Genomic DNA, 13,938 nt, shown 5'->3' with positions numbered 1-13,938 from the left:
GCCCTATCACAAAAACGCGTAACAGGGTACAATCCGTCCTTACTTTTTTATTTCGGCCTCGTCGGCCCACGCGATGTCGTCAAACCCCTCTCCTTCGGCCGTCAAGGCTTATTTGCTCGATCTGCAAAGCCGTATCGTGCAGGCGCTCGAAGCGCAGGACGGCAAGCCCTTCCTGACCGATGCCTGGCAGCGCCCCGAGGGCGGCGGCGGCATTTCGCGGCTGATCGAGGAAGGCAATGTGTTCGAGCGTGGCGGCGTGAATTTTTCGCACGTCACCGGCGCCGCACTGCCGCCATCGGCAGCGGCCGCGCGCCCGGAACTGGGCGGCAAGGCGTGGGAAGCGATGGGCGTGTCGCTGGTACTGCATCCGCGTAACCCGTATGCGCCCACGGTGCACATGAACGTGCGGTTTTTCAGCACCGTCAATGCCGATGGCGAACCCGTATGGTGGTTCGGCGGCGGCATGGACCTGACGCCGTATTATGGCGATGCGGGCGACGTAAGGCACTTTCACCAGGTGTGCCATGATGCGCTGGCGCCGTTTGGCGAAGAGCTGCATCCGAAGTTCAAGCAGTGGTGCGACGATTATTTCTACCTGAAGCACCGGCGCGAAGCGCGCGGCGCCGGCGGCATCTTCTTCGACGACTTCAATGCCCTGGGCTTTGACGACAGCTTTGCGATGCTGCGCAGCGCCGGCGACGCCTTCATCGACGCGTACGTGCCGATCCTGGCGCGCCGCAAGGATACGCCCTACGGCGAGCGCGAACGCGATTTCCAGTGCTACCGGCGCGGACGCTATGTCGAATTCAACCTGGTGTTCGACCGCGGTACCCTGTTCGGCTTGCAGTCGGGCGGACGCACCGAGGCGATCCTGATGTCGATGCCGCCCGTGGTCAAGTGGCGCTACGACTGGCACCCGGAAGCGGGCAGTCCCGAAGCGGCGTTGTATACTGACTTCCTCGTGCATCGCGACTGGCTGCAGGCGTGACCGCAGTTGGCACGACGGCGGGCACGGCGCGCAGTACACCATGCGTGGCGCTGCTCGGCGGCAGCTACGATCCGGTTCACATGGGACACGTCGCTCTGGGCACGCATTTTTCCAGCCTGCTGCACGCCGACGAGCTGCGCGTGATTCCGGCGGGCGCGCCCTGGCAAAAAGGCAATCTGGGCGCCACCGGCCAGCAGCGCGCCGAAATGGCCAGCCTGGCCTTTGCCGGCCTGCCGCTGCCCGTGATGATCGACCGCCAGGAAATCGAGCGCAGCGAACATGGCCAGGCCAGCTACACCATCGATACCCTGCGCCAGGTACGCGCCGAACTGGGAACGCGCGCTTCCATCGTTTTCCTGATGGGCGCCGACCAGCTGCAGCGGCTCGCGACATGGCGCGAATGGCAGCAATTATTTGAATACGCGCATATCTGCGTCGCGGCCCGCCCCGGCTTCGCGCTGAATGACACCGCAGTGCCGCAAGTGGTCGCCGAAGAATTTTCGCGCCGCCTGGGGTCACTGGAAAGCATCCGCAACACGCCGCACGGTCTGACTTATCTGGCACAGGACTTCGCGGTGGATATCTCCGCCACCGAAATACGTGCGGCATTACAACGGGGGAATCGGGCAAACCCGCTTGTTTCCCCGCTAGTGCTAGACTATATTGAACAACATAATTTATACAAAAGCTAAATGGACATCAAAAAACTGCAAACCCTCGTCGTTGACGCCCTTGAAGACGTCAAAGGCCAAGACATCGCTGTCTTCGAAACGAGCCACCTGACCAGCCTGTTCGACCGCATCGCGATCGTCTCCGGTACCTCGAACCGTCAAACCAAGGCGCTGGCCGCCTCGGTACGCAACAAGGTCAAGGACGCCGGCGGCGACATCATCGGCATGGAAGGCGAGGACACCGGTGAATGGGTGCTGGTCGATCTGGGCGACATGATCGTCCACATCATGCAAGCGCCTATCCGCGCCTACTACCGCCTGGAAGAAATCTGGGGCGATACCCCGGTCAAGCTGGGTGCCGCCAAGCGCGCGCCGAAAAAAGCCGCCGGCGACGAGCCGAAAAAGGTCAGCGGCCATCTGGCGGCAAGCAAGGCCAATGTGGAAGCGGCGCCCGTGATCGAGAAAAAGACACCGGCCAAGAAAGCCACGGCAGCCACCGCCGCCAAGAAAGCCCCGGCAAAGAAAGCCACCGCTTCCAAAGCCGTCGGCAAGACCGTGAAAGTCGCGCCAACCAAGACCGAAGCGGCTGCAGTGAAAGCGCTGAAAGCGCTGCCGGAGAAAAAAGTACGCGCCCCACGCGCGGCCAAGCCGGCAGCCGATGCTGCACCGGCAAAAACCGTGATCAAGCGTATCAAAAAAGTCGAAGCGTAAGCGTCGATGCAGCTCATCATCGCTGCGGTCGGCCATAAAATGCCGGCCTGGATAGAGACGGGCTTCGCGGAATACGCGAAGCGCATGCCGCCGGAATTGCGCATCGTGCTGAAAGAAATCAAGCCGGTGGAGCGTTCCGGCAGCAAGACCGCCGCCACGGCGATGGCGCTGGAACGCGAACGCATCGAAGCCGTCCTGCCCAAGGGCGTGCGCATCATCGCCCTCGACGAACGCGGCAAGGACCTGACCAGCGTCGGCCTGTCGCAGCAGTTGATGGCGTGGCAGCAGGATGGCCGCGACACCGCCTTTTTGATCGGCGGCGCCGACGGCCTCGATCCGCAACTCAAGGCGCGTGCCGAAGGCATGCTGCGCATTTCCAGCATGACCCTGCCGCACGGCGTGGTGCGCGTGATCCTCGCCGAGCAGCTGTACCGCGCCTGGTCGATCACGCAAAACCACCCCTACCACCGCGTCTGAATTCCCATGAAACCGGCCGATAACAAGATCTATCTCGCCTCCAAAAGCCCGCGCCGGCGCGAACTGCTGCGCCAGATCGGCATCGATTTCGAATTACTGCTGCTGCGCAGCGACGGCCCGCGCGGCGCCGACGTCACCGAGGAAGTCCTCGATGGCGAGTCGGCGCTCGACTATGTGGCCCGCGTGGCGAATGAAAAAGCCGCCTTCGCCTGGGACCTGGTGCGCCGCCGCCACCTGACGCCGCGCCCCGTGCTGGCGGCCGACACCACCGTCACCATCGACGGCGTCATCCTCGGCAAGCCGGCCGACCGCGCCGAGGCCGTGGCCATGCTGCAGCAGCTGTCGGGCCGCACGCACCAGGTGCTGACCTCGATCGCCGTGCACTACAAGGACTTCGCCGAGCAGCGTACGCAAATCTCGCAGGTGCGCTTCGGCGTGCTCTCGCCCGCCTCCATCGCCGCGTACTGCGCCACGCCGGAGCCGTACGACAAGGCCGGCGCCTATGGCATCCAGGGCAGCGCCGCGCTATTCGTCGAGCACATCGAAGGCAGCCATTCCGGCATCATGGGCCTGCCCCTGTACGAAACCGCACAGTTGCTGAGGCAAGCAGGTTTGCCCCTGCCCTGATCCCGGGTATGATGTCATTCGTTGCCTCCACTCCCGCGCCTCCATGAACGAAGACATCCTGATCAATATCACGCCGCAAGAAACGCGCGTCGCCCTCATCCTGCAGGGCGCCGTGCAGGAATTGCACATCGAGCGCACGCTCACGCGCGGCCTGGCCGGCAATGTGTATTCCGGCAAAGTGGTGCGGGTGTTGCCGGGCATGCAGTCGGCCTTCATCGACATCGGCCTGGAACGGGCCGCCTTCCTGCACGTGGCCGACATCTGGGAAGCGCGCGGCCACGATGGCCAGAACGCCACGCCCGCCCCCATCGAAAAGATCCTGTTTGACGGCCAGGTGCTGACGGTACAGGTGATCAAGGACCCGATCGGCACCAAGGGCGCGCGCCTGTCGACGCAGATTTCCATCGCCGGACGCATGCTGGTGTACCTGCCGCAGGACAAGCACATCGGCATCTCGCAGAAAATCGAAAAGGAAGCGGAACGCGAACTGCTGCGCACGCGCCTGCAAAGCCTGCTGCCGCCCGACGAAAAAGGCGGCTACATCGTGCGCACGATGGCCGAAGATGCATCCGACGCGGACCTGAAGGCGGACGTCGACTACCTGCGCAAGACGTGGAGCACCATCACGCACGGCGCGCGCACGCGTCCCGCCACCAGCCTGCTGCACCAGGACTTGAGCCTGGCCCAGCGCGTGCTGCGCGACTTTGTCGGCGATGAAACGGCCACCATCCAGGTCGATTCGCGCGAAAACTACGTGAAATTGCGCGAATTCGCGGAAATCTACACGCCCAGCGAACTGACGCGCCTGCAGCACTACACGGGCGAGCGCCCCCTGTTCGACCTGTACGGCGTGGAAGAAGAAATCCTGCGCGCGCTGGGCCGCCGGGTCGACCTGAAATCGGGCGGCTACCTGATCGTCGACCAGACGGAAGCGATGACCACCATCGACGTCAACACGGGCGGTTTCGTAGGCGGACGCAATTTTGCCGACACCATCTTCAAGACCAACCTGGAAGCGGCGCACGCCATCGCGCGCCAGCTGCGCCTGCGCAACCTGGGGGGCATCATCATCCTCGACTTCATCGACATGGACAACGCCGAGCACCGCAATGCCGTGCTGGCCGAGCTGAAACGCACCCTGTCGCGCGACCGCACCAAGGTCTCGGTGAGCAATTTCTCGCCGCTGGGCCTGGTGGAAATGACGCGCAAGCGCACGCGCGAATCGCTGGCCCACATCCTGTGCGAACCGTGCCCTGCCTGCGCCGGCAAGGGCCAGGTCAAGACCTCGCGCACGATCTGCTATGAAATCCTGCGCGAACTGCTGCGCGAAGCAAAGCAGTTCAACCCGCGCGAATTCCGCATCCTCGCCTCGCAGGAAGTGGTCGACCTGTTCCTGGAAGAAGAATCGCAGCACCTGGCCATGCTGGGCGACTTCATCGGCAAGAAAATCTCGCTGCAGGTGGAGAACGCCTACCACCAGGAGCAGTACGACGTGATCCTGATGTAGCCATGCCCGGCGACACCGCCTTCTGGCGCGACCCGCTTCTGCCCCACGTGGAAAGCCGGCGCGCCTGTCACAGCAGGGCTTGCTACAAGCCCCATAGCCATCCCACGTTTTCCATCGGTGCCGTCGATGCGGGCGGCAGCGTCTTCACGGGCAGCCATGGCCGCCAGAGCGCGCTGCGTGCCGGCAGCCTGGTGCTGGTGCCGGCCGGCTGCGTCCATGCCTGCAATCCCCTGCCCGGCATGGCCTGGAGCTACCAGATGCTGCATCTCGATGCGCAGTGGCTGCGCGCGCATGCGCCGGCGCTTGATGGCGGGACGGCGCGCGTGTTCGATTGTCCCGTGCTGTATGCGCAGTTCTGCGCGATGAACGCATTGCTGTTTTCTGCAGGCAGTACGCACGACAAGGATGTTGCGCTGCTGGCGTTTTTGGCCGATTGCGCCTGTGCCAGCGCAGGCGTGCTGCCATCGGCGCGCCAGCCGCTGCCGCAACGGCTGGCGCCCGTGCTGGAGACGCTGGAAGCGCAGCCGCTGGCCAGCCTGGCGCACCTGGCGCAGTCGGCGGGCCTGAGCCGCTATCAGCTGATCCGCGCCTTTCGCGCCGCCACCGGCATGACGCCGCATGCATACCAGCTCAATGCCAGCATCAACCGCGCGCGCGGCAGCCTGCAGGCAGGCACGGCCCTCGCACAGCTGGCCCATGAGCTGGGCTTTGCCGACCAGAGCCATTTCCAGCGCGTCTTCAAGGCCCATGCGGGCATCACGCCGGGACGCTACCGCGGCTAGGCCGGAGCGCGCAATTTTCTTCAATACGCGCCGTCGGCGCATCGCCATACTGGCCGCTCCATCGTTGCCGGAGCCGCCTGGTCATGCAGGACTTTCTACTTATCGCCGGTGCCCATTTCCTGGCCTTGCTGTCTCCCGGTCCCGATTTTTTCCTCGTTGCCCGCAGCTCCCTGGCCCATGGCTGGCGCGGCGCCACGGGCGCGTGCATCGGCATTGCGCTGGCCAATGGCGTATTTATCGCGGCGGCGTTTGGCGGCTTGTCCGTGCTGCAGGCTGGCAGTAAAGCATTTCTTGTGGTGCAGCTGGCCGGCTGCGCCTATCTGTTTTACCTGGGCTGGCTGTTCCTGCGCCATGCGGGCAAGAGCCGCCTGGATGCAAGGCCCGCCGCGGGCAAGGCGCACTGGCGCGGCGGCCTGGTGATGGGTTTTGTCTCCGCCATCCTGAATCCGAAGAATGCGCTGTTCTATGTCAGCCTGGCCACCGTGCTGGCCGGCCGGCAGACGGGTCCCGGCACGATGGCGGCGTATGGCGCGTGGATGGTCTTTGCCGTGCTGGCGTGGGATATGGCGGTGGCGCTGGCGATTGGCAGCGCCGCCCTACGCCAGCGCTTTGCGCGTGCGCTGCCGTCGCTGGAACGGCTATCGGGCGTGATGCTGGTGGGACTGGCGGTGCTGCTGCTGGTTCAGGCTGGCAACGGATCCAGGTAAAACACGGCATACACTTTCAAGGGCGTGGTTTCCGTGGCCTTTTCCGAGCGCACGACGGAGCAGTCGTCTGCCGCCAGGCTGCGCCAGTTCTGGATGCCCGCCTTGGCGAACATGGCGTGCGCAGGGGCATTGGCGGCCAGGTCCAGCACCAGGCAGGCGTTGCGCGGGCCGGCGCCGTAGTTGACGGCGCGGATCTCGATGCCGAAAGTCGTCATCCACGGTTCCCACAGGCCTTTTTCCTTGCCGGCCGCAATGCGGTCCAGCATTTCGCCAAACGTCAGGCCCTTCTTGACGGTATCGCGCAATGCCTGCAACGACGGCGCCAGGCGCGGATCGGGCTGCTTGTTGCCGGCGCGGATCTCGGCGATCGCCTTCAATTCCTTGATGATGGCCGCATCGCGCTCCGTGTAGTCGCGCATGCGCGCGTAAAACTCGGCATCGAGGAAAGGATTGACGGTCAGCTTGGCGACGCCCTCTTCGCGGCGTTTGGGGGAAGGCGTGTTGGTTTTGGTCATGGCGATGGAGGGGCAAAATACGTTGAGGGGCGCCAGTGTACCACCTTGCAGCGGCGCGGCCACCGGCGTTGCATCAGCCCCGGGGAGCGGCCGTCGATTCGCGCACCACCAGCTCCGGTTTCAGGCGCACGTCGAGCACCGAGGCATCGGGCGAGTCGATGGTCTGCAGGATCAGCCGGGCCGCTTCCGTGCCGATGCCGTGGTGGCGGATGCGGATGGTGGTCAGGGGTGGGCGGATCATGTCCATGTACGGCATGTCGTTGTGGCCCACGACGGAAATATCTTCGGGACAGCTCAAGCCCAGTTCGCGGATGGCGTCGTAGCAGCCGAGGGCCACCAGGTCGCTGCCCGTCACCACGGCCGTCGTTTGCGGCGACTGGCGCAGCAGTTCCAGCAGGGCGGCCTTGCCGCATTCGCGCGAATAGCCGCTGCTCTCGAAGACGAAGGCCTGCGACGGATCGAGTTCGCTGGCCTGGATGGCGGCCAGGAAGCCCAGGCGGCGCACGTGGCCCGTGGACAGGTTTTCCGGCCCCGCGATGTGGGCGATATGGCGGTGCCCCAGCGCCAGCAAGTGTTCCACGGCCAGGCGCATGCCCACCACGTCGTCGCTGACCACGCAGGAAGCGACGCCCGTCTCGTCGCTGCGGTTGACGGTGACGACGGGCACATTCTGGTCGATGCACATCTTGATGACGGGATCGTGGCGGCGCGCCGTGGCCAGGATCAGGCCGTCGACCTGCTGCCCCAGCAGCCGGTTGATGACGAACAGCTGCTCTTCCTCGTCGGCGCCCACATTGGCGACGATGGCCAGGTAGCCATGCTTGCGCAAGCCTTCCTCGATGCCCAGCAAAATCGGCGGGAACACGGCGTTGGTAATGTCGGGCAGGACCACGCCGATGATGCGCGACTTGCGCGTGACCAGGGTGGAGGCGGCGCGGTTCGGCCGGTAGCCGAGCCGGCCCGCTTCGGCCAGCACGCGCGCGGCCACCTCGGCGCTGACCATCTGCCGCGTTGCCGGGTTCATCACGCGCGAGACGGTGGAAAAGTGCACACCGCTGGCCCGTGCAACGTCGCTTAAGGTGGGGTTCTTGTTTGTCATGGGCTTCCCGGATCGCAATACAGTGATTTTATCGCAAAAATTCCCCCTTCCGTCAAAAACCGAGCAAACGCTTGCATTGAAATAAAGCCGTCACCCAAAGCGGTTTTGATCGACTTCGCCACAAACGAGCCTTGACAGCGTGCAAACGCTTGCATAACATGGCTCAGACTTACCACTCGGGCTCTATCGGCCCCTCCCAGAATTCCTATGTCTACTTCCCACAGCAAGCACGCCGACCAGAACGGCGAAACCTTCAACCTGAAAGAAGCCGCCCTCGCCTATCACGCGGAACCCCGCGCAGGCAAGATTTCCGTCACGCCAACCAAACCGCTGGGCGACGCCCGCGCCCTGACCCTGGCGTACTCGCCGGGCGTGGCCTTTGCCTGCGAAGCCATCGTGGAAGATCCGCGCACGGCCGGCACCTACACTTCGCGCAGCAACCTGGTGGCCGTGATCACCAATGGCACGGCCGTGCTGGGCCTGGGCGATATCGGTCCGCTGGCCAGCAAACCGGTGATGGAAGGCAAGGCTTGCCTGTTCAAGCAATTTGCCGACGTCGACGTGTTCGACATCGAACTGGCCGAGAACGATCCCGACCTGTTCATCGACACCGTGGTGCGCATGGAGCCGACCTTCGGCGGCATCAACCTGGAAGACATCAAGGCGCCCGACTGCTTCTATATCGAACAGCAATTGCGCAAGCGCATGAACATTCCCGTCTTCCACGACGACCAGCACGGCACGGCCATCATCGTCGCGGCCGGCATCCTGAACGGCCTGGAACTGGTGGGCAAGGACATCGGCAACGTCAAGGTGGCCGTCTCGGGCGCCGGCGCGGCCTCGATCGCCTGCCTGGACCTGCTCGTCTCGCTGGGCCTGAACAAGTCGCTGCTGAAAGTATGCGACAGCCAGGGCGTGATCTACCCGGGCCGCGACGCCAACATGGAAGAAAACAAGGCACGCTACGCGAATGACACCAGCGACCGCGACCTGGCCGACGCCATGGTCGGCGCCGACATCTTCATCGGCGTCTCGAAGGGCGGCGTGGTCAGCGCGCAGATGGTCGAATCGATGGCTGCCAAGCCCTTGATCTTCGCCCTGGCCAATCCGCATCCGGAAATCGCTCCCGAGAAAGTGCATGCCGTGCGCGACGACGCCATCGTGGCCACGGGCCGTTCCGACTACCCGAACCAGATCAATAACGTGCTGTGCTTCCCGTACATCTTCCGCGGCGCGCTCGACGTGGGCGCCACCACCATCAACGAAGAGATGAAGCTGGCCTGCGTGCGCGCCATCGCCGCACTGGCCAAGGAACCGTTGCCGGGTCACGAGAGCAGCGCGCTGACGCCGCTGCAACTGATTCCGTCGCCGTTCGACGAGCGCCTGCGCAGCTGGGTCGCGCCAGCCGTGTCGCAAGCGGCCATCGCCACCGGCGTCGCCACCCGCGTACCGGCAAACGCCTGATCCGCCTGACAGGCTCGCGGGCCTCGTCCAATTAACGGCAAGTTACCATTGCTTACAAAAAAACCATGGCTGAAAACCATGGTTTTTTGCATTCTCCCCCCTTGAGAACGCCCATGCCGTTATCGAAGGACAAATTCCCCAGGGGCGTTTTTTCAGCCACCTTCGATTACAATGACGCCTACTTTATGTTGCTACAGTTGCCATAACGGCGACGACATGCGTTACCAAGGATATTCATGCTCGGCCTGACCTCTGTTTGTGTTTTTCTCTTTTCGGCATTGGCACTGGCTGTCACCAGCGGATATTCATTGGGCGCCCTGGTTCTCTTGCTGGCCAGCATGTGCCTGGTATGGAAACGCCCCCGCCTGAACCTGCAACGCCGCGATTATCTGCTGCTGGGCACCCTGCTGCTGTACTTCTTCATCTTTACCGCCAACATGCTGTACCACGACGATCCCGCGCGCGAACTCGACATGCCATTGCGGGCATTGCTGGCCATGCCCGTGCTGCTGCTGCTGATTGCTTATCCGCCCCGCCCTGCGGCCTGGTGGAGCGGCCTGGCCATCGGCGCCATCAGCGGCGCGGCTCTGGCTTCCTGGCAATTTCTCGTGCTCGAAATGTACCGCCCGCAAGCGGCAACGAGCAATGCCATCCATTATGGCAATGTCAGCATGCTGCTGGGCATGCTGGCCCTGTGCGGCCTGGGCTGGGCGCGTGAACAAAGCCATCGCCTGGCATGGACCCTGCTCCTGGTGGCCGGTGGCCTGGCCGGCATTCTGGGATCGGTCATCAGCGGCAGCCGCAGCGGCTGGCTGGTGCTCCCCGTCTGCGGCTGCCTTTTTGCCGGCTATTATTCGAAGGGCCGCGGCACCCGCTATCTGGCCGCGCTGCTGGGCGCACTGCTGGCGGCGTTCGTCCTTGCCTACACGCTTCCCAACTCACGCGTGCCCCAGCGCGTGGCGGTGGCGGTCAATGACATCAAACAATTTCAGGACAGCGACAATGTGACCACGTCCATCGGCCAGCGCATGGAAATGTGGCGCACCGCCTGGGCACTGTCGAGCGAGCATCTCTGGCTCGGCATGGGGCGCAACGGCTATCTGGCGGCCAAGCAGGAGATGGCTGAAGAAGGCAAAATGGATAAAATCATCAAGGACTATACCAATGCCCACAACGACTACCTCGACGCCCTGGTCAAGCGCGGCATCATCGGCGCACTGGCCTTGCTTGCGCTCTTCCTCGTTCCGTTGACCCTGTTTGCCCGCGGCGTGCGCCACAGCGCCGCTCCAGCCCAGCCATATGCGCTGGCCGGCGTGATACTGTGCGCCTGCTACATGATCTTTGGCCTGACGACCAGTTCGCTCACCCTGAATATCGGCATCATCATGCTGGTCTTCCCCATGGTGATCCTGTGGGCCCTGTTGCGCCGGCAGGAACGTACTGCCTGAGCTCGTTTTCCGCCCGACCGTTTTTGCTGTCTGCTGTCCCCTGCAAGGAACCATACCGATGCTCACGCCCGACCTGAAGCGCCTCACCGCGCTGCACGCGCCCTACAAGAAACACCTGGCCCTGGCCCTGCTGGCAATGGTCGTCACGGCGGCCACGGAACCGCTGCTGCCGTATGCGCTCAAGTTGCTACTCGACAATGGTTTTGGCGGCAAGGTGAGTTTTTCCTTCTGGCTGGTGCCGCTGATCGTCATCGGCATCTTTGCCATGCGCGGCGCATCGACGTTTGCCAGCAGCTACCTGATGAGCTATGTCTCCACGCGCATCCTCAACGAATTGCGGCGCCGCATGTTTGCCAGCATGCTCAACCTGCCCATCGACTTCTACAACACGCACACGGTGGGCAAAGTCATCAATTCCATCATGTTCGAAGTGCAGCAGATCATCGAAATGGTGACCAAGGTGTTTACCTCGATCGTGCGCTCCTCGCTGACCGTGCTGGGCCTGCTGGCATGGCTGCTGTACCTGAACTGGGTGCTGACCCTCGTCACCCTGGTGCTGCTGCCCCTGCTGACCATCGTCGTGCGCACCACGGGCAAGCGCCTGAAAAAACTCAACCGCGACTCGCTGGCCGTCAATGCCGAACTGACCCAGGTCATCGAGGAAACCACGCGTGCTCAGCAAGTGATCAAGATCTTCGGCGGCCAGGACTACGAAAAATCGCGTTTCGAAGAGCGCGCGGAACAATTGCGCCGCTACAGCATGCGCATGACCACGACCTTTTCCGCCACCGTGCCCATCACGCAGGTGATCACGGCCGCCGCCGTGGCCCTGGTCATCGTGATGGCCCTGTTCCAGTCGGAGCAGGGCCAGATCACGGTCGGCGGCTTTGTTTCCTTCATCACGGCCATGCTGATGCTGCTCACGCCCCTGAAGCAGCTAGCCGAAGTCAACGGCCCCCTGCAGCGCGGCATGGCCGCCGCCGAGGAAGTCTTCCAGCTGATCGACAAGACACCGGAACGCACGGGCGGCATGCCCTTGGCTGGCCGCTGCAGCGGCCGCATCGAATTCCGGGACGTGAGCTTTGCCTACCCCGGACACCAGGAGCTGGCCCTGCGGCACATCGACCTGAGCATCGCTCCCGGGCAAACGGTGGCCTTTGTCGGCATGTCCGGCGGCGGCAAATCGACCCTGGTCAGCCTGCTGCCCGGCTTTTACTCGGCCAGCAGCGGTGAAATCCTGCTCGATGGACAGAATATCGATGCCATCGCCCTGACCAGCCTGCGCAGCCAGATCGCCATGGTCAGCCAGCAGGTAGTGTTGTTCGACGATACCCTGGCCGCCAATATCGCGTATGGCGATGCGGCCCCGGACCGGCAGCGCGTCGAGGCCGCGGCAGCGGCGGCCTTCCTGTCGGACGTCATCGACGGCTTGCCCGACGGCCTGGAAACGCGCCTGGGCGACAACGGCTCGCGCCTGTCCGGCGGCCAGCGCCAGCGCGTGGCCATCGCCCGCGCGATCTACAAGGATGCGCCCATCCTGATCCTCGATGAAGCCACCTCGGCACTGGATACGGAGGCGGAACGGGCCGTGCAAGCGGCACTGGAACACTTAATGCAAGGTAAAACGACCCTAGTTATTGCTCATAGGCTATCAACAATTGAACGTGCGGACCGTATCGTGGTATTGTCACATGGGAAAATAATGGAAACCGGCAGTCACCAGCAATTATTGGATGCCAACGGTGCGTATGCCAATCTGCATCGCCTGCAATTTTCCCAGCAAGTGGCTTGACCCATCGAATGAATACCTGAAATCGTACTGATACATGACGCCTTTGATTCCCGCCGAACTTCTACAAAAGTCGGACAAAATTCTGTTCATCGCCCATCTGGCGCTGGGAGACTTTACATACCTGCAAAACGGTTTCCGCGCCTTTGCCGCGGCCTACCCCCATATCCAGATCCACCTGTGGGTCGATGAAGTACGCCGCACGTCCGACGCCAGGCAATGGGAAGGCTTGCGCACCTATTCGCTGTACGACTGGGTGGAACAGTCGGGCCTGTTCAGCAAGGTGTACCGCAAGACCTACAGCCCCGCCCTCTACGAAGAGTCACTGCGCGAAGCACAGGCGGAGCACTATCCTGTCGTCGTGTCGCTGGCCCACGTACGGCCGCAGCAGTACGCGGACCTGGCCCGCGCGATCAGCCCGAACGGGCTGGTGATCGGCACGCGCAAGCCGTTCAGCCCGCTGCGCCCCTGGCATTACCTGGCCTACCGCAAGATCGATGCCGTCCTGGCCTCGTATGCGGGGCAGGATGCCGGCGAGCACCATATCAGCAGCGTGTATGCCGACTGGTTCCATCAATTGACGGGACTCGACATTCCCGTGGCCGAACGCTATCCCTTCGTGCACATTCCCCAGCCCGCGTTGCAGCAGGCACAGGAACAGTTGACGGCCTGGGGCTTTGCCCCGCGCCAGGGTCCGCTCGTACTGCTGAACCCGTTTGCCAAGTCGCACAAGCGCGGCTGGCCGCTGGAGCGCATTGCCGAGCTGATCGCACGCATGCAGACGCTGCCGAAATGGCAGCATGCCTGCTTCCTGATCAATGCCATGCCGCAGGAACTGGCCAAGGTGAATGCCGTCGTGCAGGCGCACAACTTGCCGCGCACGCAAGCCTTCAGCGCCGTCGACAACTTTTTCCAGCTGCCGGCCATGCTGGCGCAATGCGATCTGATTATTTCGGTGGAAACATCGATCATGCACCTGGCGAATGCCGTGCATGTGCCCGTAGTGGCCTTGATGCGCAAGAAGAATCCCGAATGGGCGCCCTTCGACAGCGCCAACAGCACCGTCATCACGGTGGCGCGGCGCAGCGACTGGGTCAAGGCGATTTCAGTCGATCAGGTATTGAAGACCATCGCCTAGACGACTGCTCAACGG

Annotated in this window: 13 protein-coding genes and 1 pseudogene; 12 read left to right on the top strand and 2 right to left on the bottom strand. The window is 63.3% G+C overall.

Translation table 11 applies throughout. The features are described 5' to 3' along the window. The first annotated feature begins 73 nt into the window (after positions 1–73). The 8 genes from hemF to VPH41_RS03335 all read left to right on the top strand — a co-directional run bounded on the left by hemF (position 74) and on the right by VPH41_RS03335 (position 6,470). Positions 74–988: an oxygen-dependent coproporphyrinogen oxidase gene (gene hemF, locus VPH41_RS03370; protein ID WP_287774880.1), complete on the top strand. Its 915-nt coding sequence runs from the start codon at positions 74–76 to the stop codon at positions 986–988. After that, positions 985–1,680: a nicotinate (nicotinamide) nucleotide adenylyltransferase gene (gene nadD, locus VPH41_RS03365; RefSeq protein ID WP_328568961.1), complete on the top strand. Its 696-nt coding sequence runs from the start codon at positions 985–987 to the stop codon at positions 1,678–1,680. Before hemF ends, nadD begins: the two co-directional genes overlap by 4 nt. Next, positions 1,681–2,370 (top strand): ribosome silencing factor, encoded by a 690-nt coding sequence (rsfS, locus tag VPH41_RS03360; protein ID WP_328568960.1) that lies wholly within the window; start codon positions 1,681–1,683, stop codon positions 2,368–2,370. A 6-nt stretch (positions 2,371–2,376) separates the two neighbouring features. Next, positions 2,377–2,847, top strand: coding sequence for a 23S rRNA (pseudouridine(1915)-N(3))-methyltransferase RlmH (gene rlmH / locus VPH41_RS03355; RefSeq protein ID WP_034747108.1), 471 nt, complete (start codon positions 2,377–2,379; stop codon positions 2,845–2,847). A 6-nt stretch (positions 2,848–2,853) separates the two neighbouring features. Further along, positions 2,854–3,474 (top strand): Maf family protein, encoded by a 621-nt coding sequence (locus VPH41_RS03350; RefSeq protein ID WP_152281587.1) that lies wholly within the window; start codon positions 2,854–2,856, stop codon positions 3,472–3,474. Positions 3,475–3,517: 43 nt separating this feature from the next. After that, positions 3,518–4,981 carry a ribonuclease G gene (rng, locus tag VPH41_RS03345; protein WP_092796031.1) on the top strand — a complete coding sequence of 488 codons (1,464 nt, stop codon included), beginning with the start codon at positions 3,518–3,520 and terminating at the stop codon, positions 4,979–4,981. 2 nt (positions 4,982–4,983) lie between these two features. Then, positions 4,984–5,763 (top strand): AraC family transcriptional regulator, encoded by a 780-nt coding sequence (locus VPH41_RS03340; protein WP_328568959.1) that lies wholly within the window; start codon positions 4,984–4,986, stop codon positions 5,761–5,763. Between the two features lie 83 nt (positions 5,764–5,846). After that, positions 5,847–6,470: a LysE family translocator gene (locus tag VPH41_RS03335; RefSeq protein ID WP_328568958.1), complete on the top strand. Its 624-nt coding sequence runs from the start codon at positions 5,847–5,849 to the stop codon at positions 6,468–6,470. Here the strand turns inward: VPH41_RS03335 and VPH41_RS03330 are convergent. Then, complete coding sequence (locus VPH41_RS03330) at positions 6,446–6,985, bottom strand: hypothetical protein (RefSeq protein WP_035821807.1); 540 nt, start codon at positions 6,983–6,985, stop codon at positions 6,446–6,448. The two genes, VPH41_RS03335 and VPH41_RS03330, sit on opposite strands and share 25 nt — an antisense overlap. Positions 6,986–7,058: 73 nt before the next feature. After that, positions 7,059–8,084, bottom strand: coding sequence for a LacI family DNA-binding transcriptional regulator (locus VPH41_RS03325; protein WP_328568957.1), 1,026 nt, complete (start codon positions 8,082–8,084; stop codon positions 7,059–7,061). A gap of 207 nt (positions 8,085–8,291) precedes the next feature. Here VPH41_RS03325 and VPH41_RS03320 point away from each other — a divergent pair. From VPH41_RS03320 to VPH41_RS03305, 4 genes and pseudogenes are all read left to right on the top strand, one after another. After that, positions 8,292–9,530 (top strand): annotated as a pseudogene (locus VPH41_RS03320) (malic enzyme-like NAD(P)-binding protein); the annotation flags it as partial. A 326-nt stretch (positions 9,531–9,856) separates the two neighbouring features. Then, positions 9,857–10,996, top strand: a complete 1,140-nt coding sequence (locus tag VPH41_RS03315) for an O-antigen ligase family protein (RefSeq protein ID WP_328568956.1) — start codon at positions 9,857–9,859, stop codon at positions 10,994–10,996. A 58-nt stretch (positions 10,997–11,054) separates the two neighbouring features. Next, complete coding sequence (gene msbA / locus VPH41_RS03310; protein WP_152281580.1) at positions 11,055–12,788, top strand: lipid A export permease/ATP-binding protein MsbA; 1,734 nt, start codon at positions 11,055–11,057, stop codon at positions 12,786–12,788. A gap of 34 nt (positions 12,789–12,822) precedes the next feature. Further along, the gene (locus VPH41_RS03305) at positions 12,823–13,923 is read left to right on the top strand and encodes a glycosyltransferase family 9 protein (protein WP_328568955.1); all 1,101 of its coding nucleotides are present in this window, start codon (positions 12,823–12,825) and stop codon (positions 13,921–13,923) included. The last annotated feature ends 15 nt before the right edge of the window (positions 13,924–13,938 follow it).

Source organism: Janthinobacterium sp. P210006 (genome assembly GCF_036231885.1).
Classification (GTDB): Bacteria; Pseudomonadota; Gammaproteobacteria; order Burkholderiales; family Burkholderiaceae_D; genus Janthinobacterium; species Janthinobacterium violaceinigrum.
This window is presented reverse-complemented; position numbering and strand designations above follow the sequence as displayed.

Excerpts from the sequence above, each read along its gene's own strand:
- hemF (WP_287774880.1), top strand. The coding sequence starts at position 74 with ATGTCGTCAAACCCCTCTCCTTCGGCCGTCAAGGCTTATTTGCTCGAT.
- rsfS (WP_328568960.1), top strand. The coding sequence starts at position 1,681 with ATGGACATCAAAAAACTGCAAACCCTCGTCGTTGACGCCCTTGAAGAC.
- rlmH (WP_034747108.1), top strand. The coding sequence starts at position 2,377 with ATGCAGCTCATCATCGCTGCGGTCGGCCATAAAATGCCGGCCTGGATA.
- VPH41_RS03350 (WP_152281587.1), top strand. The coding sequence starts at position 2,854 with ATGAAACCGGCCGATAACAAGATCTATCTCGCCTCCAAAAGCCCGCGC.
- rng (WP_092796031.1), top strand. The coding sequence starts at position 3,518 with ATGAACGAAGACATCCTGATCAATATCACGCCGCAAGAAACGCGCGTC.
- VPH41_RS03340 (WP_328568959.1), top strand. The coding sequence starts at position 4,984 with ATGCCCGGCGACACCGCCTTCTGGCGCGACCCGCTTCTGCCCCACGTG.
- VPH41_RS03335 (WP_328568958.1), top strand. The coding sequence starts at position 5,847 with ATGCAGGACTTTCTACTTATCGCCGGTGCCCATTTCCTGGCCTTGCTG.
- VPH41_RS03330 (WP_035821807.1), bottom strand. The coding sequence starts at position 6,985 with ATGACCAAAACCAACACGCCTTCCCCCAAACGCCGCGAAGAGGGCGTC.
- VPH41_RS03325 (WP_328568957.1), bottom strand. The coding sequence starts at position 8,084 with ATGACAAACAAGAACCCCACCTTAAGCGACGTTGCACGGGCCAGCGGT.
- msbA (WP_152281580.1), top strand. The coding sequence starts at position 11,055 with ATGCTCACGCCCGACCTGAAGCGCCTCACCGCGCTGCACGCGCCCTAC.
- VPH41_RS03305 (WP_328568955.1), top strand. The coding sequence starts at position 12,823 with ATGACGCCTTTGATTCCCGCCGAACTTCTACAAAAGTCGGACAAAATT.